Source organism: Agrobacterium sp. 22094 (assembly GCF_052046015.1).
GTDB classification, from domain to species: Bacteria; Pseudomonadota; Alphaproteobacteria; order Rhizobiales; family Rhizobiaceae; genus Agrobacterium; species Agrobacterium cavarae.
Map to the genome: position 1 here is coordinate 216,517 of NZ_JBQEPX010000003.1, position 21,568 is coordinate 238,084.

General features: G+C 58.8%; 19 protein-coding genes. 3 read left to right on the top strand and 16 right to left on the bottom strand.

All coding sequences use genetic code 11. The features are described from left to right. Positions 1 to 66: 66 nt before the first annotated feature. The 5 genes from ACTJK5_RS15910 to ACTJK5_RS15930 all read right to left on the bottom strand — a co-directional run bounded on the left by ACTJK5_RS15910 (position 67) and on the right by ACTJK5_RS15930 (position 7,972). Positions 67 to 1,404, bottom strand: coding sequence for a telomere resolvase (locus tag ACTJK5_RS15910; protein WP_440598877.1), 1,338 nt, complete (start codon positions 1,402 to 1,404; stop codon positions 67 to 69). 89 nt (positions 1,405 to 1,493) lie between these two features. Next, the gene (locus ACTJK5_RS15915; protein ID WP_440612820.1) at positions 1,494 to 2,636 is read right to left on the bottom strand and encodes a M24 family metallopeptidase; all 1,143 of its coding nucleotides are present in this window, start codon (positions 2,634 to 2,636) and stop codon (positions 1,494 to 1,496) included. 190 nt (positions 2,637 to 2,826) lie between these two features. After that, on the bottom strand, positions 2,827 to 4,191 hold the full coding sequence (locus tag ACTJK5_RS15920; protein WP_113261456.1) for a virulence factor family protein: 1,365 nt from the start codon (positions 4,189 to 4,191) through the stop codon (positions 2,827 to 2,829). Beyond that, positions 4,188 to 6,788, bottom strand: a complete 2,601-nt coding sequence (gene mprF / locus ACTJK5_RS15925) for a bifunctional lysylphosphatidylglycerol flippase/synthetase MprF (RefSeq protein ID WP_440598879.1) — start codon at positions 6,786 to 6,788, stop codon at positions 4,188 to 4,190. Before mprF ends, ACTJK5_RS15920 begins: the two co-directional genes overlap by 4 nt. A gap of 146 nt (positions 6,789 to 6,934) precedes the next feature. After that, positions 6,935 to 7,972 (bottom strand): dipeptidase, encoded by a 1,038-nt coding sequence (locus tag ACTJK5_RS15930; RefSeq protein WP_113261457.1) that lies wholly within the window; start codon positions 7,970 to 7,972, stop codon positions 6,935 to 6,937. A 110-nt stretch (positions 7,973 to 8,082) separates the two neighbouring features. Between ACTJK5_RS15930 and ACTJK5_RS15935 the strand changes: the two genes are divergently transcribed. Then, on the top strand, positions 8,083 to 9,615 hold the full coding sequence (locus ACTJK5_RS15935) for a serine hydrolase domain-containing protein (RefSeq protein WP_113261458.1): 1,533 nt from the start codon (positions 8,083 to 8,085) through the stop codon (positions 9,613 to 9,615). Here the strand turns inward: ACTJK5_RS15935 and ACTJK5_RS15940 are convergent. After that, positions 9,605 to 11,116: an MFS transporter gene (locus ACTJK5_RS15940; RefSeq protein ID WP_312930270.1), complete on the bottom strand. Its 1,512-nt coding sequence runs from the start codon at positions 11,114 to 11,116 to the stop codon at positions 9,605 to 9,607. The genes ACTJK5_RS15935 and ACTJK5_RS15940 overlap by 11 nt on opposite strands. Positions 11,117 to 11,290: 174 nt before the next feature. Here ACTJK5_RS15940 and ACTJK5_RS15945 point away from each other — a divergent pair, with 174 nt between their 5' ends. Then, a complete protein-coding gene (locus tag ACTJK5_RS15945; protein ID WP_376752867.1) occupies positions 11,291 to 12,163 on the top strand; it encodes a LysR family transcriptional regulator in 873 nt (290 codons plus the stop codon). Between the two features lie 16 nt (positions 12,164 to 12,179). Here the strand turns inward: ACTJK5_RS15945 and ACTJK5_RS15950 are convergent, their stop codons facing one another. The 8 genes from ACTJK5_RS15950 to ACTJK5_RS15985 form a co-directional block, all read right to left on the bottom strand. Continuing rightward, positions 12,180 to 13,046, bottom strand: coding sequence for a D-amino-acid transaminase (locus ACTJK5_RS15950; RefSeq protein WP_112520683.1), 867 nt, complete (start codon positions 13,044 to 13,046; stop codon positions 12,180 to 12,182). Between the two features lie 129 nt (positions 13,047 to 13,175). Further along, entirely contained in the window at positions 13,176 to 14,480 is a 1,305-nt protein-coding gene (locus ACTJK5_RS15955; RefSeq protein ID WP_440612821.1) for an LLM class flavin-dependent oxidoreductase, read from the bottom strand. A gap of 15 nt (positions 14,481 to 14,495) precedes the next feature. Then, complete coding sequence (locus tag ACTJK5_RS15960) at positions 14,496 to 15,836, bottom strand: MmgE/PrpD family protein (RefSeq protein ID WP_113261460.1); 1,341 nt, start codon at positions 15,834 to 15,836, stop codon at positions 14,496 to 14,498. A 2-nt stretch (positions 15,837 to 15,838) separates the two neighbouring features. Continuing rightward, positions 15,839 to 16,624, bottom strand: coding sequence for an amino acid ABC transporter ATP-binding protein (locus ACTJK5_RS15965; protein ID WP_440612822.1), 786 nt, complete (start codon positions 16,622 to 16,624; stop codon positions 15,839 to 15,841). Between the two features lie 12 nt (positions 16,625 to 16,636). Further along, the gene (locus tag ACTJK5_RS15970) at positions 16,637 to 17,350 is read right to left on the bottom strand and encodes an amino acid ABC transporter permease (protein WP_313554904.1); all 714 of its coding nucleotides are present in this window, start codon (positions 17,348 to 17,350) and stop codon (positions 16,637 to 16,639) included. Between the two features lie 65 nt (positions 17,351 to 17,415). Continuing rightward, complete coding sequence (locus ACTJK5_RS15975; protein ID WP_112953227.1) at positions 17,416 to 18,162, bottom strand: amino acid ABC transporter permease; 747 nt, start codon at positions 18,160 to 18,162, stop codon at positions 17,416 to 17,418. 23 nt (positions 18,163 to 18,185) lie between these two features. Continuing rightward, positions 18,186 to 19,022, bottom strand: a complete 837-nt coding sequence (locus ACTJK5_RS15980) for a transporter substrate-binding domain-containing protein (protein WP_062600269.1) — start codon at positions 19,020 to 19,022, stop codon at positions 18,186 to 18,188. A 146-nt stretch (positions 19,023 to 19,168) separates the two neighbouring features. Further along, positions 19,169 to 19,642, bottom strand: a complete 474-nt coding sequence (locus ACTJK5_RS15985) for a heme-degrading domain-containing protein (protein WP_113261463.1) — start codon at positions 19,640 to 19,642, stop codon at positions 19,169 to 19,171. Positions 19,643 to 19,944: 302 nt separating this feature from the next. On the opposite strand from ACTJK5_RS15985, the gene ACTJK5_RS15990 reads away from it, so the two are divergent. Next, positions 19,945 to 20,199, top strand: coding sequence for a hypothetical protein (locus tag ACTJK5_RS15990; protein ID WP_130978135.1), 255 nt, complete (start codon positions 19,945 to 19,947; stop codon positions 20,197 to 20,199). A gap of 189 nt (positions 20,200 to 20,388) precedes the next feature. Here the strand turns inward: ACTJK5_RS15990 and ACTJK5_RS15995 are convergent, their stop codons facing one another. Together ACTJK5_RS15995 and ACTJK5_RS16000 are read right to left on the bottom strand one after the other, a co-directional pair. Continuing rightward, positions 20,389 to 20,685, bottom strand: a complete 297-nt coding sequence (locus ACTJK5_RS15995; RefSeq protein ID WP_062423755.1) for a PRC-barrel domain-containing protein — start codon at positions 20,683 to 20,685, stop codon at positions 20,389 to 20,391. Positions 20,686 to 20,859: 174 nt separating this feature from the next. Then, positions 20,860 to 21,558, bottom strand: coding sequence for a FadR/GntR family transcriptional regulator (locus tag ACTJK5_RS16000; RefSeq protein WP_113180097.1), 699 nt, complete (start codon positions 21,556 to 21,558; stop codon positions 20,860 to 20,862). Positions 21,559 to 21,568 lie beyond the last annotated feature (10 nt).

Here is a 21,568-nt window from a genome sequence, read left to right on the forward strand (position 1 = left end):
TTACGGAATGCCCAGTTCGCCGATGCCCATCATCTACAAGACCATGAAAATGCGCGTCGCTGTGCTTTACTCGCCTGCCATACCGGGGATCTGATTGACGGTGATCATCTGCCGTATCGTGCGATCCGCCACACGCTCCGCCCGCGCTTTCGATTCATGCTCGTCTTCAGGAAAAGCATAGGTCATGTAGGAGAGCGACGTTTCCAGATCATTGTTGTTATGGCCGAGGATGGCGGCGAAATAGCTGTTCTTCGTCACATTGGCGGGCGCGAAGTTGCGATAAGCGATTTCGGCATAGAGGTGACGTAGCCCATAGGGCTTCGGCGGCTCTTCTTTCGGCCAGAGGTCCTCGAATTTCGCTATCATTGCATCGCGCAGCGGCAGTCTCGCATCGGTGGAAAACTCGTCCACATTCATGCCGAGCCAAAGCTTGCCATCGCTGCTGTTTCTCAGGCGTCGATAGGCCTCGAGCACGATCTTGGCTTGCTCCAGGACCGGAATTTCATAGGTAATGCCGTATTTCGTCCCTTCGCCCTGCTTCGTCTTCGCCTGCCCGTTGAACAGCACGCTCCATTTGGAGACGCCATTGCCATAGGGCGCTGGGGTAAACTCAGCCTGGGTGAAGACTTCGAAGGGACGCCGACCGGTGGTGCCGATCAGGCCGATGCCGATCGTCAGCGGGTCTTCCGAGTGAAGGAAGCGCCGGCAGCGTCGCATCACTTCTGAATAATGTTCGAAGGTGATCAGCGAGCCGTGCTTGGTGGCGATCTTCGCCATTTTGGCTTTGCGCGCGTCATCGTAGAGCTGCGGCGTGCCTGCGGCGATGCGCAGCATGGGATGCTGCTCGCCAAAGGCCTCGCGAATGGCATTGCGATATTTCGTGATGTAGGAGATGACCGTCGCCTGTGTTCTGCCGGTCATGGCGTCCATTTCCCTGTCCCACAGCGCCTGCATCTCTCCCTTGGTGCTGACCCCATTGATAGCGGAGATGAAGTCCGAAACGCGCAGCAGGAAGCGGGGTTTGCGGCCAGCCGTGTTGTGCTCGGCTCTTTCGATCTTCTCCACGATCGACATCGCCACCCCGCTTTGCGGGTAATCGCCTCGCGCTATGTAGGTATCGAGACGCTCGCGCAGCTTTTTCATGTTGCAGATGGCAAGCGGTGTCGTCTTCGGCCCGAAGGCGTCTTTCAGCGCATAGCGGTACTTGACGATGTAAAGCTCAAGCGTCTTGGCGGTTCTGCCGTTTTCGAAATGGAAACGGACCTCGTCGTCCCATAGACGTCCGATTGCTTTCGTGTCGAAGCTGCCGTCGTCCTTGCGCGTTGTTTTGATCTTCTCAACGAAGTCGGCGATGCGATCGGCCAAAATGGGCGTTTTTGTTTTTCTTTTTTCCGCGACGGACATCGATTCCTCCTCAAGTTCTCTTGGGATAGAAAATATATAAATTTTACGCAAGGGCTAATGTAGGGGCGACAGAGGCGGTATTTCTGAATTTAACCGAAAGGGTGGACGGGTGAGTTGGCAGGCTGTGTGAACCAGCGTGGGCCATCGGCGGCCATGTAGATGTGATCCTCAAGACGGATGCCGAATTTTTGCGGATAGACCAGCATGGGTTCGTTGGAGAAGCACATGCCGGCCACGAGCGGCTGCGTGTTGCCGCGCACGATGTAAGGTCCTTCGTGGATTTCCAGGCCAAGACCATGGCCCGCCCTATGCGGCAGGCCGGGAAGAGCGTAATCCGGTCCGAGCCCATGCCGAGCCATGACGGCGCGGGCTGCCGCATCGAGATTTTCGCACGGCGCCCCAAGCTGTGCGGCATCGAACACCGCCTGCTGTGCCTCGCGCTCGATAGCCCAGGCGCGAGCGAAATCAGCGCTTGGCTCGTCCATCACATAGGTGCGCGTCAGGTCGGAGTGATAGCCGTCGATGCGCGTCCCTGTATCGACCAGAATGACGTCGCCAGCCTGCAAAGTCTGCTCCCCGTCGGCGCCATGGGGCAACGATGTCGCTTCGCCAAAGGAGACGATGCAGAAGGAAGAGCCACCCTCACCGCCAAGCTCGCGGTGCTGCTCGTCGATGAAGCGGACGACATCGGACGTCAGCACGCCTGGCTTCATCATGGCATGGGCGCGTTTGTGCACGTCCAGCGTCAGGTTCATCGCATAGTCGATGATGGCAATTTCAGCGCTGGATTTGAGAAGCCGAAGGCCGCGGATCACTGGGCCGCCATCGACCAGACGATCAGGCCCGACCTTGGCGGCAAGGCTGTGATAGATGAAGAGGGGTAGGGCGTCGTCCAGAGCGATCAGGCCGGATGAGCCTGCAAGGCTTGCGACGAGGGCCGAAGGGCTTTCCTCCTCCTGCCACAGATGAACCTCTCCCTCGATATGGGGAAGTGTGTCAACGCGGCTCTGTTCGAAGCCTGGCACGATGTAATGAAGAGCATCCAGGGTGATGAGCGCGCCAAGGAGCCGTTCGCTCTGGTGCCAGACAAGGCCTGTGAAATAGCGCAGACTTTCCGTCGAGCCGAGAAGCACGGCGCTGAAGCCTTGCTCGCCCATCGTCACCCGCAAGCGCTGAAGCCTCTCCTGGCGTTCGGCATCGGAAATGGCAGCGGGCTTGGCTGGAAATTGCATCGTCACACACTTTGGTTGTTACACCCAAAGCATGTCCGCGATGTCTTACAGGTGCGCGTCATGCTTCAGGTCATTGTTCTAGAGCGGTGTTGCGCGTTGAGGTGGTCAGACCCTTGCGCGCAACGCAGCGTCAGAAGCAGTACAAAGGCTGCAGACTGTATTCAAGATGACGGTAGCGCCTGAGACCTCGTTATTTTTGCAGTCGCTGTTTCAGCGAAGCAACGATCTTGCGGGTCAGCGCCTCATAGTCCTCATCGAAATGGTGGCCGCCCTCAATGCCGATCAGTTCCATGCCCTTGTCTTTAAGAGCAGGGCAGGCGCTTTCATCATCATCCGTGCCGTAGACGCATTGGACGATCTTTGGATTGATCTTGGCGAGATCGTTGACAGGATCTTCCGCTCCATCCGAGGATACCCCGAGCCATCCGCCGACGGAAATCTCGTAGGACACCTGGTGGGAAAGCGACAGAAGGCTCATCTGCACCACACGCCCCTTATCCTTCTCCGGCAAGCCGTTATAGGTCGCAGGCAGAATATCGGCGCCGAAAGAATATCCGATCAGAAGAACGTTGTTGACCTTCCATTCCTTGCGATAGGTGTCGATGATCCGCGCGAGGTCGTCGGACACGTCCTGAGGTTTTCTCTCGGACCAGAAGTAGCGCAGTGAATCGACACCGACGACGGGAATACCGTCTTTCTGCAGATAGTCGCCGACATCCTTGTCGATATCGCGCCAGCCACCATCGCCGGAATAGACGACCGCCATCGTATCCATGGTCGGCTTGGCTTCGAGAATGGTAAGCGGCAGGCCGAGCGGGCTGTCGGAATTGGCGGCCGCATCGATCCGGTCCTGCAGAACCTGAATAAGCGCGGTCTGCGCATCATCCGTCACATCCTTGACGTCGATGTCCGCATGCGCCTTCAAAAGCGCGTCGACATGTTCCCGGCCTTTCGCCTCAGCCTTCGGCGTGAACAGCACGGTGACGGGTGCCGGAAGCGGGCCGTCCGTCAGGCCGTAGATGGTGCGGTCGCCGTCCTTATCCTTGGTTGCGGGTGTGCAGAGCACCTTCTTCAAGGGAATGCTCGCCACAGGATCGACCGCGACAGCCTCGCCGATCGTTGCCGCCGGGCTTTGCGCGATCATCGCCAGGACCAGCGCGCCGCCATCACCCGTGCCGGCAATGATCGGAAGGCTGTAATTGGAAACGCCCGCCTTACGCTGGATTTCCTGCGCAAGCTGTTCGATATCGGAGATCATGTAGACGCAGTCGTCGTCGTCTTTCTCGAGCGACTTGATGTATTCCGGAAAATCGATGCCGACGACGGCGGCGCCTTTTTCGAGAAGAGCACCGGCTTCCTTCTGTTCGGTCTCATCCCAGCCATTGCCGTCCGACACCAGGAACACGGTTGAGGTGATGTCGCCATCGGGCAGCAGAATGTGATCGGCGGGGATCATGCCGGTTTCGTATTTTTGAGCGTCCTGTGCCGGCGCATGTGAAGGCAGCAAAACCGCTGCCGTGAGCAAAGCGCCTGTGAGCCGTTTCAAAAATCTCATTTACCGATCACTCCTCTCACGCCGCCGCTGATGAGAACCGTTGTGTCCATCAAAGCCAGCGCGGCGCTGGTGCCGTTCGAGACGGCAACGTAACGTGGCTCCCATTTGGGATGAAATTTAGACTTGAAGGCGCGCAGGCCTTTGAAATTGTAAAACCGCTCGCCGTGCTCGAACAATGTGCCGCCGATACGATCCCAGACGGGGGCGGCATCGCGTTTCGACATGCCGGACAGCGGCGCCATGCCGAGGTTGAACTGGGCATAACCCTGTTCACGCATATGCTCGATGATGCTGACGAAGAGAAAGTCCATGGAGCCACGCGGTGCATCCGGTGCAAAGCGCATCAAATCCACCGTCACCTGGCTCTTGGTATCGGTCATCAACAGGTTGGCAAAGGCAGTGATCTTGCCGTCCTTGTGCAGAACCGCAACCGGCTGAGACAGGATGTAGTCGCGCTCGAAGGAGCCGAGCGAAAAGGTCTTTTCGCGCGTGTTGTGATGCTCCAGCCAGGAATCGGAGACTTGCTTCAACTCGTCATAGATGGCTGGGACATCCGGCGTATCGACAACTGAAAAGGTCAAGCCGTCGCGCGTGCCGCGGCTCAGCGATTGACGCAGATTGGCCAGCTTGCCGCCCTTCAGTTCGAAGCGCTTGAGATCGATCATCGCGAGTTCGCCGAGCTTGAAGGCGCGAAGGCCCGCATCTGTGCAATAGGGCAGCGACGCGGAAGAAATCTGGTAGAAGACAGCACGTCCGCCATTGGCACGCACGGTCTCGACAAATTGCCAGATCAGATCGGAAAATTCGCTCTCGTCCCCGACAGGATCGGCCAGCGCGATCCACGAGCGGCCGCGAATGCCATACATGATGAAGGCGTTGCCCTTTTCCGAGAACATGATGTGCTTGTCGCCCATGCGCACCAGATTGGCGTCCGCTACGTCCTGCTTGGCGACGATATCGGTGGCCTTCTCGATGTCTTCGGGCTGGATTTCTTCCGGCCGGTAGGTGACAGGCCGCAAGAGGCTGAAGATGGCGATGGTCGAAGAGGCGAGAACCAGACCAAGGACGGCGCGAAGCCCGCGCGGCGCTTCCTCTGAAAACTCGAACTGCCACCATAAAGTCTGGCTGTAATCGGTATCGCGATAGACGAACAGGAGGATCGTGGCGGCACCAGCGACGATGACCGCCATCGCAGCAATCCAGGTGGGACCAAGAGCCTGACGCAGAAGCGAGGCGTGGCGGGTAAAGGCGCGCATGTTGAAGAAGAGCGCGACGATGAAGACGCCAAGGAAGATCGCCTCGAAAATCGCGATCGCCTTGATGAGCGAGAGGAACAGGCCGCCTGCGGCCGCCACCAGCGCCACCCACCATGCGCCATCCAGACGCTGGCTCAAGCCGCGGGATGCGACGACGAGGCCGAGGCCCAGGATACTGGAGAGAAAGTGCGCAGCTTCGATGATGGGAAGCGGCACGAAGTTGGACAAAAAATCCAGGTTGCTGTTCGGCGTTGGCGTCACGGAGGAGAAGATCAGCATTGCGCCCAGGATCAGGGCAAAGGCCGAGAGAAGCGAGGGCGCCAGCCGACCGGCGAGATTGCCGATATCGGCCATCACCGGCTTTGCGGCGAACTGCTTCATCTCGGTGATCAGCATCAGGATGATGGCGAAGAGGAGCGGCAGCACGTGATAGATGACGCGGTAAAGGACAAGGCCACCGAGAAGCTGATCGAGGCTGATCGCGTTGCCGAGACCCGCCACCATCACCGCTTCGAAAACGCCAAGACCTGCCGGCACGTGGCTGAGGACGCCAAGGCCGACTGCGGTGGCGTAGATGGCAAAGAAGCTTGGCCAGCCGACATTGGTTTCCGGCAAGAGCACATAGAGGACCGAAGCCGATGCCGCGATATCGAGCGCGGACACCAGGAACTGGCGTGACGAGGTGCGGCTATCGGGAAGGCGCAGTTTCAGCTGACGGATCTGAACGACGCGCCCATTGCGACCGACATAGATCAACGTCGCCAGAACAAGGATGACAATGACTGCGGCACCGCGAAGCCAGATTGCGTCCACGCCCATGATGCTGGCGACGCGCGGCGCAACGATCAAGGTTGCGAGCGCACTGACGGACAGAAGTCCGAGGCCGAAGGACAGGGTGACGAAGGCGATGACGCGGGCGATGTCGGATGGCGTCAGTCCCATGCGCGAATAGGCGCGGAAACGGATCGCGCCGCCGCTCAAGGGGCCGAAGCCTGCAGTGTTGCCAACGGCATAGGCGATGAAGGCCGTGGCGATGACGGAAGGCTTTTTGAGGCGCTTGCCGATAAATTCGAGTGCATTCAGATCGTAGCAGATCAGGGCAGCGAAGCTCAGCGCCGTGAAGAGGACGGCGAGAAACGCCGACTTCCAGCTGGTGTCGAGAAGGGCGACGACGATGTCATCGTAGCGGACCTCGGACGTGAGGCGATAGATCGTCACCGTCATCATGACGAAGACGGCAATGACCGCAAGCGATGTCAGATGGGGTTTGTAACGTTCGAAAAAGCCGCTCAGGCCATCTTCGGCCTCTTCAATCGGCGTGACGTCGTTCTTCTCTGTCATTTAATGTTCCACGAAAGCGAGGCGCAGTTTGCCAACCACAGGATTATGACAGTAATTCGTTGTGGTTTCACAAATACGAAAAATCATAATCTTTGTGAGATTATCTACAGTATGTCGTTTGTCTAAAATGCTGGGAGAATATCGGGTTACGCACCCCAGCTGCGTTCCAAAACTCTTAGCCAGTTGCCGTGACCGATCTTCTCCAGCGACGCCTGATCGTATCCAGCCTTGCGCAGTTCATCGACAAGAAGCGGCAGATCGGAAGCGTCACGCATGGCAGCCGGAATGGTCGTGCCGTCGAAATCGGATCCGAGCGCCACATGGTCGATGCCGATACGATCGACGATGTAATCCACATGACGAACCAGTTCGCGAATATCCGTATCCGGGTTCTTGATGCCATCCTGACGCAGGAAAAGGACGCCGAAGTTGATGCCCACCAGACCACCCGTGTCGCGAATGGCATCGAGTTGACGATCCGTCAGGTTGCGGCTGTGGTTGCAGAGCGCATGGGCGTTGGAATGCGAGGCGACCAGCGGCGCGTCGGACAATTTGGCGATATCCCAGAAACCCTGCTCGTTCATATGCGACAGGTCGATCATGACCTTCAGCTCGTTGCAGGTCCTGACGAGACGCTGCCCCGCCTCCGTCAGCCCCGGGCCGATATCGGGTGAGGAGGGAAAGCGGAAGGGAACGCCGTAGGCAAAGATATTGGGCCTGCTCCAGACGGGACCAAGCGTGCGAAGGCCCGCCTGATGCAGAACATAGAGCGCTTCCAAGTCGGCGTCGAAGGCTTCGACACCTTCGATGTGGAAGACGGAGGCGAACGAACCGCGCGCCATGGCGTTGCGGATATCCGCAGCGCTGCGGCAGACCGCAAGCCCGCCCTTCGACTGCGCTTCGATGCGAAACAGCAGACCGGCCATTGCAAGCGTTGTGGCAAGCGCCGTCTGCTGGGTCGGGGCCAGGAAATCGCCATTGGCATCGGTTCCGCGCGGTGAGGGGATGTAGACGGCGCAAAGCCCGCCCGCCAATCCGCCTTTCTTGGCCTTGGGAAGGTCGATATGGCCGGTGCTGTCTCCCTCGATGAAACGCTCTTCCGGGTTTGAATAACCGGAGAGTTTCAATCGCAGCAGAACATCATTATGCCCATCGAAGACGGGCAGGACGGTTTGATCGGTCATAGGATTGCTTCCAACTGATGTCATCGCGTCTTTGCTCTATCCCCGAGAGTGGGGCAAATGCAATGCAAGAATGGTTTCCGCTGCCTGGTGGAACAAAGAGGACGTGGGTGATGACAATGACGATGGACTGGACTGGCGCTTCGAAAACAGCTGGAGATTTCGTCTCGCATTGGCGCGACGATGAGCCGGGCGGCTGCGTGGTCGGCTTCGATCTTTCCGGCATTCGCTTCGCCCATGCTGGCGGCGTTGAAAGTCTCTCCACCCTTGCGCCGTTCTCGTCCAGGACCGTGGCCCGCTATGCGTCGCTGACCAAACATGTGTTCTGCGCCATGGTCCTCGCCCATAGCGATGTGATGGGTCTTGATGATCCGCTCGGCGAGCACCTGCCGGAGCTGCAGTCCCCGTTACGCGATGTCACGGTCGGCCAGGCGCTGGATATGAGCGGAGGTTTGCCGGACGTGCGTGAGTGCCTCTCGCTGCTTGGCCTGTCGGTCTACAGCGAGACAAAGGCTCAGCCCCTGCTGGACTATGTTGCGCGCCAGACGAGGCTGAATTTCCCCGCCGGTACGGAAGTGTCCTACTCCAATACCGGCTACCGACTGGTCGAGGCTGCACTGGCGCGAAAGGGTTTTCGTTTCGACGACTTCGTGCAAGAGACCGCCAGGCATCTGGGGCTTGCGCTGTCCGCGCCGGATGTCTGGAACAATCCTGTTATCGGCTTGGCACCCGGCTATTGGAAATCCGATAAGGGCTGGCAATTGTCCGCCGCCGGCCTGCATCTCTCCGCCTCCGGAAGCCTTGCCGGAAGTGCCGAGGCGCTCATCGCATGGCTGCAATGCCTGTTGAAGGGCGATCATGGTTTCACCGGCGTGCTCGATCAACTGTCGGCTCCGCGTCCGCTCGCCGATGGCAGGATAAGCGAGTATGGTCTGGGTCTTCGGTGGACGCATCTCGGCGACAGGCGTTTCGTCGGCCACGGCGGATCGCATCCCGGCTACAAGAGCTATTTCCTGCTCGATCCAGAGAGTGGCACGGGCTTCGTCGTCCTCTCCAATCGTGAGGACACCAACGGGTTCAAGATTGCACTTGAGAGCATGGCGACACTGACGGGCTTGCCGCTGCCGAGACCAGCAGCGTTCCTGCCGGATGGTCTCTACGTCACAGAGACGGGGCCTTGGTGGCTGGAGATCAAGGGCAGCACCTGCAGCTTTCTCGATGCCGAAGACACGCTCTATGACGAGGGTGATGGCTGGGTCTCGTCTCGCTCAGCGTCCTCGCCCGTTCGTCTTCGCCTTTATGGAGAAACGCTTGCTGGCGAAGTCGGCCATGCGCCGCGACGGTTTCTACCCGTCGTGCCTGGCAAAGACGTTCCGCCAACGCTTGATGGACGCTGGCGCTCCGACGAGGGCGCGGAGTTCGACATCGCCGCTGGCACCCTAATCATGGGCACTGGGCCCCTTCGCCGGCGCATGCCGCTTATGGCGCTCGGCAATGGGCGCTATCTCTTCACCATCCAAGATGGCCCGTGGACGAAGCGCGTCTGCCTCCACACGCTCGGCGACGATCATGTGGAGCTTGTGACAAGCCGCGCCCGGATGATCGAGTATCGACGGAAATGCGATGGGCTTGGTGCTACCGTTTAAGGGGTGTCCGATTGTTCCCGAAGATTGTGAAGCTGACTAGGGCCAGGATGAATGCTGAGATCGCGCCATAGAGCGCAACCCTTCCTATGCCGTACGACAGCGCCGATTTCGCCAACGTGAGCGAGACCCCGTTGTTCTCGATGGCGGTGAGGTTTCCGGCCGAAACGATATCTGCTAGCGTTCGAAGCGTGGAACCTGAGGGTGCATCGGGAAGCGCACGAAGTATGTAGCCGGATATACTGCTCGACAAGATGAGTCCCATCAGCGCAATGTTGATGGATAGTGAGATCATTCGGGCGCTCATATCCATGCCCGACGCCATCCCGCTGCGTTCCAGCGGTAACGCTCCCGTTGCCGTGTTTGTGACGGGCGTATTGGTCAGGCCTAATCCGATGCCAGCCAAGTCGCAACCCGGCAGCAAGGTCATCCAGCTGGCATGCTCGCTGTTGATCACCAAAACCAAGAGCATGAACCCCGCACCGATAGTGAGGAGGCCAACCGGGATCACAAGTCTCGGACCCCATTTAAGCAATAGCCGCTCGGCAAGCGGCGGAACGACAATGGTTGGGAGCGTATAGGCCAGCACGGTCATCCCTGCAGCGATCGCATCATAGCCGAGCACAGCCTGAAGATAGATCGGCAGATAGATGACGAAGGGCCAGAAGCTCAAATTCATGCCGCTCGACCCAATGATCGCACCAGCGAAGCGACGGACGCGGAACGCTCCGAAATCAAACATAGGTCGCGCGACGCGGATCTCGATGATCACGAAAAGCAGGAAACTCGCAGCGCTTATAGCGAGAATGGTCAATGCAAGAGGGCTTGTCGGTCCAAGCTGCTGACCTTGGGTGATGAGATAGACAATGCCGAAGACGGCTAGCGAGAGCGTTGCCATTCCTCCCATGTCGATGCGTGTCGCGTGCGGATCGACAGATTCTTCGACGCCTTTCTGCGCGAAGACGACGGTTGCGACCGCGATCACCACATGGACAAGAAAAACCCAGTGCCAGCTTGTCAGTGTAATGAGCATTCCCCCGACGATCGGACCAAAACCCAAGCCCACTCCAAAGACGATACCCCACCATCCAAATGCTTTTCCGCGCTCAGCCCCATCCTGGAATTGATGGGATAAAACAGCGACCTGACAAGCGAGCATCGCCGCTGCACTGGTTCCTTGAACAAAGCGGGCTGCGATTAACAGGGGCGCGCTGGTCGCCAGCCCGCAAATCAGCGAAGCGAAGGCGAAGACTGCGATGCCTATCTTGAAGACCCGTTTTCGTCCAAAGCGATCGCCCAACGTCCCCATGGCCATCAGTACGGAGCACATTGCGATCGTATAGGCGTTCATGATCCATTGGAGTTGCTGAAAGTCCGCCGACAGGACTTTCTCGAGCGTCGGCAAGATTGAGGGAATGCTGGTAATTTCAAGCCCTAACATCAGAGCCGAAAGACATACGGCGACGAGCGCGAAACAATTTCTGGATTGTCGATAGGTTGTCATGGTCTGCCCTGCTTTTTGACAATGCAAGGCGCGTCGCATCCATTGGGAAGCGAAGACTGGGCGCGACGGCCTTGTAGATTGATTTGTGTCGAAGCCAATGTGCCGGAGGCTTGACCATCCATCAACTGCATGGCAGGGAATTTCAGTAACAACAAAATATGATGGATGATCGGGATGCTGGAAGTCGATGCCGTGCGGGCGTTCGTGATGATCGCGGACCATCAGAGCTTCACACGCGCGGCGGAAGCTCTTGGTTCTACGCAGGGCGCCGTCAGCGTGAAGCTCAAGCGGCTCGAAGATCGTCTTGGAAAGCGGTTGATCGAACGCACGCCGAGGCAGGTCCGGCTATCGGCGCAAGGCGAAACCTTCCTGCCACCAGCGAGAGAATTTCTCGCTGCCCATGAGCGTGCAATGGCTGCACTAACGGCAGAGCGACGGCGGTTCCGGCTCGGCATTGCCGCTCATATTATGGGACCGGAGATGCCGATCCTCCTCGCCAAGCTGAAGACGCTCGATCCCTGCCTCAAGGTTGAAGTCATGATCGACAATTCGCGTGCGCTTCTCGACTCCTACGAGGAGGGCGCGCTTGATGCAATCATCGTGCGCAGCGATGATGACCGGAGAGGCGGCGAGGTGCTGGGGCCAGAGCATTTCGGATGGTTCGCGTCCGCTGATTTCGAGCATCGGGCCGGCGAGCCATTGCCGCTTGCCAGCCATCCGACCTGCTGCACGGTGCGCGAAGTGGCGACCCGCTTGTTGGACGGCGCATCTATTCCCTGGACGGAAGTGTTTATCGGAGGGACCTCGGCCGTCACTGCCGCGCTTTCTGCTGGACTTGCCGTGGCGGCATTTCCCTGCCGATTGGCAACGCCGGACATGATCGACGTCGGGCATGCGCTCGGCCTGCCGCGCATTCCCTCGCTATCGATCACGCTGCACTCCTCACTCACGGATGCCAAGACGCGGGAAACGCTGCGGGCGATTACCGCAGCCTTCAGTGAACATCGTAAATCCAGTAACCGGCGGATCAGCCTCGCAAGCGCCTGATCGAGAGAAGACGTCTTTAACCCGCGATCGGAATACCCGCTGAGAGCTGCTCGCGAATATAGATATCCAGCAGACGGCGGCTGATCGGGCCAACTTCACCATTGCCGATTGTGTCGCCATCCATCTTGACCACGGACGTGACGAAGCTCGTTGCAGATGTCACGAAAGCCTCAGAAGCGGCTTTGGCTTCTTCCGGGGTGAAAGCGCGCTCTTCCACCTTGAGATCCGCCTTCCTTGCGAGATGAAGAATGGAGCCGCGGGTGATGCCGTGCAGCAGCGCGTTCGACAGATCGCGTGTGACCAGAACGCCCTCTTGCGTGACGATGTGGAAATTCGCAGAGCTTGCTTCGGTGATATGGCCGTTTTCGACAAACAGAACGTCGTCGTAACCTTGGCGATTGGCTTCCGTCTTGCGAAGCGATGAGTAAAGAAGCTGGACGGTCTTGATCTGCCGGTCCGACCAGCGGCCCTCGGGCACCGTCTTGACGGAAAGACCGGTCTTCCACTTCGGATTGTCCAGCACCTTCTTGGTCTGGGTGAACATCACGAAGGTCGGCTCCATGGCTTCAGGAAAGACGAAGTCGCGATCCTGAACGCCGCGGGAAACCTGCAAGTAAATCAGGCCGTCCTCGATGCCGTTGCGTCTTGCGATCTCCTTGTGCAGGTCCAGCAATTCGGCTTCCGCCACCGGCTTGGCGATGCCGAGCGCATCGAGCGATCGTTTCAGACGGGCGAGGTGGCCGGGATAATCAACGAGCTTGCCGTGAATAATCGCCGTCACTTCATAGATCGCGTCGGCAAAAAGGAAGCCACGATCGAAGACCGAAACTTTCGCGTCGCCTTCCGCAACCCATGCGCCATTGAGATAAACCGTTCTGTCCATGATCCTGCCTATGCTTGCCCTATGCCTACCAGCTGTCCTCCCTGTCTGGCATTGCGGGCATCAGTATGCAAGGCTGGCGGTTCAGAACCGGAGGCTTCGAGCCAGTGCGTATAGCAGTCTGAAACGAGATCAGACCGAGGTGAGTGCCGGACGCGCCAGACCAAGATGATCGCGCAGGGTCGAGCCTGTATAGTCGGTTCGGAACAGCCCGCGCTCCTGCAGAATGGGCACAACCAATTGCGTGAAGTCTTCCAAGCCCTCCAGGAAGAAGGGCGGCATGACGTTAAAGCCGTCGGCGGCGCGGGTTTCGAACCATTCCTGCATGCGGTCCGCAACATCGACCGGCGTGCCGAGCACGATATGGTGCCCGCGTCCGGCAGCCACGCGAAGGGCCAACTGGCGGATCGTCAGGTTCTCGCGTCTGGCCAGTGCCGTCAAAAGCTCGGCCCGACTGCGCAACTGATCCGAGATGGGCAAATCCGGCAAGGGGCCATCTGGATCGTAGTCTGCGAGGCTGTGACCGATGCGCTCTTCGAGAAGCGGCATGGCGCTTTTCAATTCCGTCCACTGGTCGAGCTCTGCCAGTTTTTCCGCCGCTTCTTTCGACGTGCGCCCAATCACCGGCAGAAAGCCCGGCATGACGGCAACGGCATCAGCAGGACGGCCGAATTTCTCGACGCGCGATTTCAGGCTCTTGTAGAACCCTTGCGCTTCCGCAAGGCTTTGCTGCGCGGTAAACACGACATCGGCGGTACGGGCCGCAAGATCCTGGCCCGGACCGGAGGAGCCGGCCTGGATCAGGATAGGGTGGCCCTGGGGCGAGCGCGGAATGTTGAGTGGGCCTTTAACCGAGTAATATTGACCCTGGTGGTCCAGCATATGTACCTTGTTCGGATCGGCATAGATGCCGCTCTGCTTGTCCTTGATGAAGGCGTCATCATCCCAGCTGTCCCAGAGACCGCGAACCACATCGACGAACTCTTCCGCCACCGCATAGCGCTCGTCATGCGCGGGATGCGACTTCGAGAAGTTGTTGGCCGTGCGGGCATAGGAGGTCGTGACGATATTCCATGCGGCGCGACCGTGGCTGAGATGATCGATCGAGGAGAAGGCTCGGGCTGTATGGTAGGGTTCCCCGTAGGTGGTGGAGGATGTTGCGGCAAGACCGATCTTGTCGGTAACGAGTGCAAGTGCTGCAAGCAGCGTCAGAGGTTCGAAACGGGCGATCGTGGACGGATGGGCATCGACGCCGCTGGTCAAGCCGTCCGCTAGGAATACCATGTCGAACTTCGCCTGCTCGGCGGCTTGCGTGACGCGGCGAAGCAGGTCGAAATTCTCGCTTCCGGCTTCCGCTTTTGGGTGCCGCCAGCCGGAGACGTGATGGCCTGCGCCCTGGAGAAACAGGCCGAGGTGGATTTGTCGCTTGGCAGTCATGGCATACGTCTTTCGTCAGAGGGAGGTCTGGTTGAGCAGGGACAGAAGGCAGGCGAGATCGGCCTCGCTTTCCATGCTGCGAACGAGTTCGGGAATATCGGCGAAAGCCGAGCGCCCTGAAGTCGCATTCTTGAATTTTTGTTCGGGGTCGGTGAGGCTTGGCAAGCCGTCGAAACGACGGTGGATGTTAGTGCCATCCTTGAGCGCGACATCCAGAAGGACGAAGCGTGTGCTGGGATCGCTCGACATGCGCGGAGCGGCATTGTCATGGCGGCGGCTGGCTTTGAGCGCAAGCGCCATAATGCGATCTTCGACCGATCTTTCGTCGAAATGATCAAGTCTCAGCGCCCCATCCAGCAGGGCGGCAGCAAACACATATTCCGGACTGAAACGGGCTTCGATACCGTTTTCCGGCTTTGTGACCACAAGAGCCGCGTCCGCGCCTGGCGGATAGGTGAACGTAACAGCTTCCACCTGATCCGCAGCCAGACCTTCGTGCTGAAGCTCGATGCCGAGGGATGCGACCGGATGACTTGCCGTGCAGCAGGGATAGGCTTTCAGCGTCAGGCCGGGCGATGCTATCTGCCACGGAGCGCCCCAGTTTTCGGTCGCCAGTTCCGGCCGAGAGGCACCGAAGCCGTAAGCGGAGTAGAAACCGGTTGGGTTGTCGAGAAAATCGGGCGCGCCGCTGAAGCCAGCCGCCGCCAGCCGGGCAGCAAGCAGGCCGGAGCGCGCCGCCATTCCGGCATGGTAGGGCTTGGCATCGAAGCCGAATTGCAGGCGCAGGCCGGAGGCCTGGGTTGCGGCAAGCCCAAGCGCGATCGCGGTCTTTTCGGAGGCAGCGCCGGTGAGATGGCTGATGGCAGCGGCAACGCCGATCGGGCCAAGCGTAGCGGTTGCGTGGAAGCCATTTTCGTAGTGCCTGGAACCGAGAGACAATCCGAGCCGCGCCATTGCTTCCAGCCCGACGATGTAGGACGCAACTAGGGCTTCTGCCCTTACGCCCTCATCGGCGACGAATGCCAGGAGAGCTGGTAGAATGACGGTGGTCGGATGGCCGCGCACGCTGGAATGAACATCGTCATAATCCAGTACGTGGCCCGCGTAACCATTGATGACCGCAGCCGTGAGAGGGTTCGTCTTTGCGGCTCTGCCGATGAGGATCGCGTTGCCTGGAAGATCGACGCCCACTGCCTTGGCGAGGATATCCGTTGTACGGTCATTGGCGCCGGCGATGGCACATGCCAGAAAATCGATAATCGCTATCCGCGCGGCTTCCATGGCCGCACTATCCTGGCGGGGATCGGCGTTGCTGATTGCCGTGGCAAAGGCTTCGGTGACAATGGCCTTGGACATGGTCAGATCCCTTCGCCATCGCGAACGGAGCGCCCGCCGGAAAGACCGCCGACAAATTGGCGGATGCGGGGATTTTGCGACTCGTGGAAGATGTGCTTCGGCGAACCGTGCTCCACCACCCGGCCATTTTCAGTGAAGATGACTGTATCGCTGATTTCTTCGGCGAAACGCATCTCATGCGTGACCAGAATGCTGGTCATCCCATCGCGGATCAGGTCGCGGATGACCCAGAGAACTTCGCCGACCGTTTCCGGATCGAGCGCCGATGTTACCTCGTCGAAGAGCACAAGCTCCGGCTTCATCGCCAAAGCCCTGGCAATCGCCACACGCTGCTGCTGGCCGCCCGACAACTGGCCTGGATAGGCGTCGGCCTTTTCCGAAAGTCGCACCTTTTCCAGCAACTCGCGTGCAAGCTTGACGGTCGCTCCGCGGTCCGCGCCTAAGATGCGGGTCGGTGCCAGCACAATGTTGTCGAGCACGGTCAGATGCGGGAAGAGATTGTACTGCTGGAAGACGATGCCGACGCGCTTGCGTAGCGCGATGCGTTCGCTTTCCTTTGTCAGCTCATCCACGCGCGTGCCAGCCACGGTGATGCGGCCCTTCTGCGGCGTGACGAGCGCGTTGATGCAGCGAAGAAGCGTCGACTTTCCCGAGCCCGAGGGGCCGATGATCGAGACGGCATCGCCCTTGTTGGCGGTGAGATCGATGCCCTTCAGAACCTCGGTCTGTCCGAAGGCGAGATGAACGTCCTCCAGTTTTACGATCGCGGTGTCGGTGGATGTGGTCATGATCGAAATCCTTCAACCCGCATTGAAGCGCTGCTCGAGGCGGCGCGTCAGTCGAGAAAGCGGGTAGCAAAGCGTGAAAAAGGCGGCCATGACCACGACATAGGCGATGACGGTGAAGTCCAGCCGGCGCACGGCGGTGCTGGCATCGGTCGCGGCGTGCATGAGTTCGTGAACACCGACGAGCGACGCAAGTGATGTCCCCATGGCAATCGAAGAGGCGACATTCATCCAGGGCGGCAGAGACCGTCTGATGCATTGTGGCAGGATGACGAAGCGCAGCGCCTGTAACCTTGAGAAGCCGAGCCCCTTGGTTGCCTCCCACTGCGTTGTCGGAATGGAAAGCACTGCCCCGCGCGTAATCTCGGCAATGTAGGCGCTAGCCAGGATGCCGAGGCCGATCACCGCCTTGATCCAATCTGGAAAGGGCAGGTAGTGGCCGAAGGCGACGATCTCGAAGGGAAAGATGTAGGTGGTAGCGAAGATCAGCACGAGTGCCGGCGCATTGCGGAAAATCTGCACATAGATCGCCGCCGGCCAGCGGATGAGCCAAAGCGGCGCCAGTTGCATGAGGCCAAGAAGCACACCCGCCACGGTCCCCAGCGTCACAGCAGAGAACGTGATGACGATGTTCATCCAGAAGCCGGAAGCGAGATAGGGCACCCACTTCACCAACTCGGCACCAAGTGTGGGATCGAGCAGCGACCAGATGACCACCAGAAGCGGCATGGCAACAAAGCCGATATAGCGCAGAATGCCGCCGCTGGACCCTGTTTGTTGTAAGGTGACTATACTCATAGCCCATACCCCGGAACTGCCAGCTTGCGTTCTACCCATGTGCCGAGGCGGGCGATGAGGAAGTTTATCAGGCTGAAGAAGGCGAGCAGCACGATCATCAGTTCGACGACATTGTCGCGCTGCGTCCAGACCATGATGGAGGCGTAGGTGATTTCGCTGACCGCGATCGCGTTGCCGACAGTCGTCGATTTGACGAGGCTGATCAGCCCATTGACGATCGCTGGCAGCGAGGAGCGGAGTGCAAGCGGGATCTGCACATAGCGGAGAATTTCGAACTGGCTGAAACCCATGCCTCGCGCGGCTTCGATCATCGATGCGGGAACCGCCTCGATGCCGCCTCGGATCGCTTCCGCATGCAGGGCTGCGACATGCAGTCCCACCACGGCAACCACCCAGAAAAATGGTGACAGCGGATTGTTGACCGCACCCCCGACCATGTTGGACACGACGGTGTTGAGCACGAGGAAGCTGAACATCAACTGCACCAGCGTCGGCGTGTTGCGGGTAAGCTCCACGAAGGCGCGCACAGGCGTCGACAGCCAGGACCTGCCAGACGTCAGGCAAGCCGCAAAGATGACACCGAAGCACAGGCTGACCGGAATAGTGACGGCTACGAGATAGAGGGTCGTCAGAAAGCCGTCGCGCCAGATCTGCGCTTCATAGCCGGTCAGGAGAAATTCGTAATTGAGACCCAGCCTGCCCGTCAGATCGACGAACAGGCTGGTCGGATTCATGTCTTGCATGGAGCGCTACCGCTGCCTTCCGCTTACTGCGCGGCAGAAAGCTTGGTCTTTTCTTCCTCGAGATACTTGGTGTTCAGCAGGCGGTTCGCCTTGGCCATTTCAAGCAGCTTGCCGGACGCGTGAAGCTTCTTGACGCTGTTGTCTAGCGCTGCCTGCGTATCGCTTTCGCCTTTGCGCAGCCAGATAACGGAGTCGGAAGGGATGAGCTCGGTTGGGAAGGGGATGGCGTAATCCTTCCATTCATCGGCGCGGTCCACGAGAAGAAGGCCGACGGTTGCGCCCACATGCACGGCTGCAACGCAGTTGCCGCCCTGCAGTGCCAGAAGCGATTCCGGCTGGCTTGGCAGGCCCTTGACGATTGCGCCGTATTCTTCCGCCAATGGCTGTGCGTAGTTGGATCCCTGCGAAATGCAAACCGGCTTGCCCTTCAAATCGGCCCAGTCCTTCAGTCCGCTATCCTTACGCACCACCGCCGCGCCGCCGGCGCGATCATAAGGGGTCGGAACGTAATCGAGGATCTTCGCGCGATCTTCGGTGTATTGCATGTTGGCAATTAGGATATCGACCTTGCCCTGCTGCAGGAACTGAACGCGGTTCGGGGGTGTCACCGTCACGGTCTCAAGTTCGACGCCGAGATCGGCCGCCAGGGCCTTGGCGAGATCGACATTGTAGCCCTTCTGCTCCTGCGAGGCCGGATCGATGTAACCAAATGGCGCGCCGGACAAGATGACGCCGACGGTCAGCTTGCCGCGGCCCTTGATGCGATCAAGCGTGGCATCCGCGGAAGCCTCAGTCGCTGCCAGTGTCGCAAGTGAGATGGAAAGGGCGAAGACAGCTTTGGTGAAGGCTTTGACGAACATGGGAGGCTCCTATTTCGCCGCGAAACATAATCGAACGGCCAAAGCCTCACGAGGAACGCCATTCTTCATTTTAGCAAGGATGCAGAAAAGTGTTCTTTCTTCGAACGGCTTTCTTGGCAACGCTGCCCCCAATCAAGCTGCTGCCGTCAGATACTCAGCAGTTCGCGAAGGCTCTCCACGATCAGGTCGTGATCGTCTATATCGGGGAGTCCACTGACGGCAACGGACCCGACGAGCGCGCCGCCCTGCAGGATCAGCGGAAAGCCGCCGCCGCTTGCCACATAGTCAGTCACGGGCAAGCCGAATTTCGCATTGAAGTCATAGCCCTTGGCCTCAGCCTCGAGCCGCACGCGAAGAGAGCTGCGGTGGAAGCGGTGCACGACAGCGCATTTGCGCCGGGTCCAGCCGAAATTATCGATGGTCGCTCCGGGCAAAAGCGTTGCGAACACCACGTCGTTTCCGTGCCTGACCTCGACGGCCACCGGGTGTTTTCTCTCCGCCGCCTTCTGCCGGATCAGGCTTCCGAGCGCCCAGGAAAAGTCGTAGTGAAATGTTGGAACCTGCAGGGCCGCTTCTTCGGCCTTCACGCTCTCGATCGTCGGCTTGCTATTGTGCATCATCACGTCCTCCGGTCGACGCTTTCGCGCTCAAGATGGGGGATTGAATAGGAGGAGCAACCACATCACACAAGTCTTTTCGACGACCACGTGCGGGAGGATTGTCCTGAGAATCCGGTGAGTGCGGGATGAGGAGGAGCACATATATTTCTGCTTGCTCCACGTCATGCAAAAGGCGCGACCCTCTACTGCAAATATTGAAAGTGAGGCCGCTTTTGCAATATCATCAGCTGCCCCAAATACTTATGGGAACAAAACAATTTATTCGGAAGTTGTAACATATATAATTAATGCGTGGTGCCACCATGAACACACAGTCTCCATCTTATTCCACCGTCCCCCTTTCGTCAGATGACCTGGAAGAGGTCAACCGTTTCCTCAACGCCTGGTGCGAAGAAAACGGTGTCGACAAGACTGATGGAAGAGCACAGGAAGTTGCCTCGGCGCTTATCGAATGGTATGCGACCAGCCCGAGCTATCGGCACAAATCCAAACTGGAGCACGCGCCGCACCTGCCAGAATCGGACAAGATTTCGGCTCTACTCAACCAGTTGAAGTGAGACGGGCCTTTCGAGATACGTTCTGTGCATAGGATAGCGCGTGGCGAGAGATGGAAACACCGCCACCGGTGAGACGGTCGTCATAGCTTTTCTGTCGCATAAAGTTTGTCGTAGTCCGCAAAAAATGAACGGGCCACGTCGTCGAAGCAAAAGGCGGCCCCTAGAGGCCGCCCCCGCTTTATCAAAAGATCAGTCGCGATGCTCTGGCATCTCCTTGAGCTGATCCTTCGTCCAGGAGGTCACGGCATGCACATCGCCGTCCTCGTCACGCATGAAGTCCAGATCCGAGATGGAAACCGCAACTGGCTTCGCGCCGATCCCGAGAAAGCCACCCACATCGATAATCACGCTGCTGCTCTCGCCGATACCATGGACGTGGTCAACCTTTCCGACCTTGTGATCGTCTGCTCCGTAGACCGTGGCTCCTGCGAGCACGGAGGGTCTCAGTTCATCAACGGTGAGGCGGATGTGATTGCTATGATCCATGATGTTTCTCCTGTTGTTGGCACCAGGATAACTCGTGGATTCCGCTCCTGTTCCGAGGAAATTTGTGTGAGCGGGTGTATCACGAAATCAACGTGCACCGCTCTGTCTCAACTAAAACGCGGCGCTCGTAGCTTCACACGCTCATGCGCGGCGACGATACCTGCGGTCGGCAATCTAAGGATCCAGCCCAGCGCAGCGGGCTGTGTTGCGAATATGCATTTCCATCTCCGCTTTCGCCAAGTTTCCGTCGTTGAGACGTAGAGCCTCAATGACGCGGCGATGCTCGGCAATTGATTTGCGCATCCTGGCTGGATCCGTAATGGGAATGGGTTGCCGCTGGGTCTCCGTGATAAGTTCACGGACAGTCTGGTACAACGCCTGCAACATCACATTCGAGCACGCGGATACGATCGTCGAATGAAACTGCAGGTCGGCTTCGACATTGGAGATGACATCCTGCTTCTCCCAGGAACGCTCCATCGTCTCGGTGGCCTGCTCCATTTCGTCCAGTTGGCGCTGAGTCAAGCGACCGGCGGCCAGTTTCGCGATCTCGCCTTCGAGAAGTGCGCGTGTTTGGAACACATCGAAAGCGGAATAGCTTTGCGAGTACCGCCACGGCGCCATATTGGCAGCGGGTCCCGCAGAGCGCTCTGCTGGAGCGGTGACGAAGGTTCCGCGTCCTGCTTCCGTCTTTACCATGCCAAGTGTCTCAAGGGTCAGCAAGGCTTCGCGCAGCGACGCGCGACTGACGCCGAACTTTTCCGATAGCTCGCGCTGGGACTGGATTTTTTCGCCTGGCTTGAGCACGCCGCTCTGAATCATAGTCTGGATTTCGCGCGCCACTGTTTGTGGCAAAAGCGTTTTGTTCAGCATCCTGCGCGCA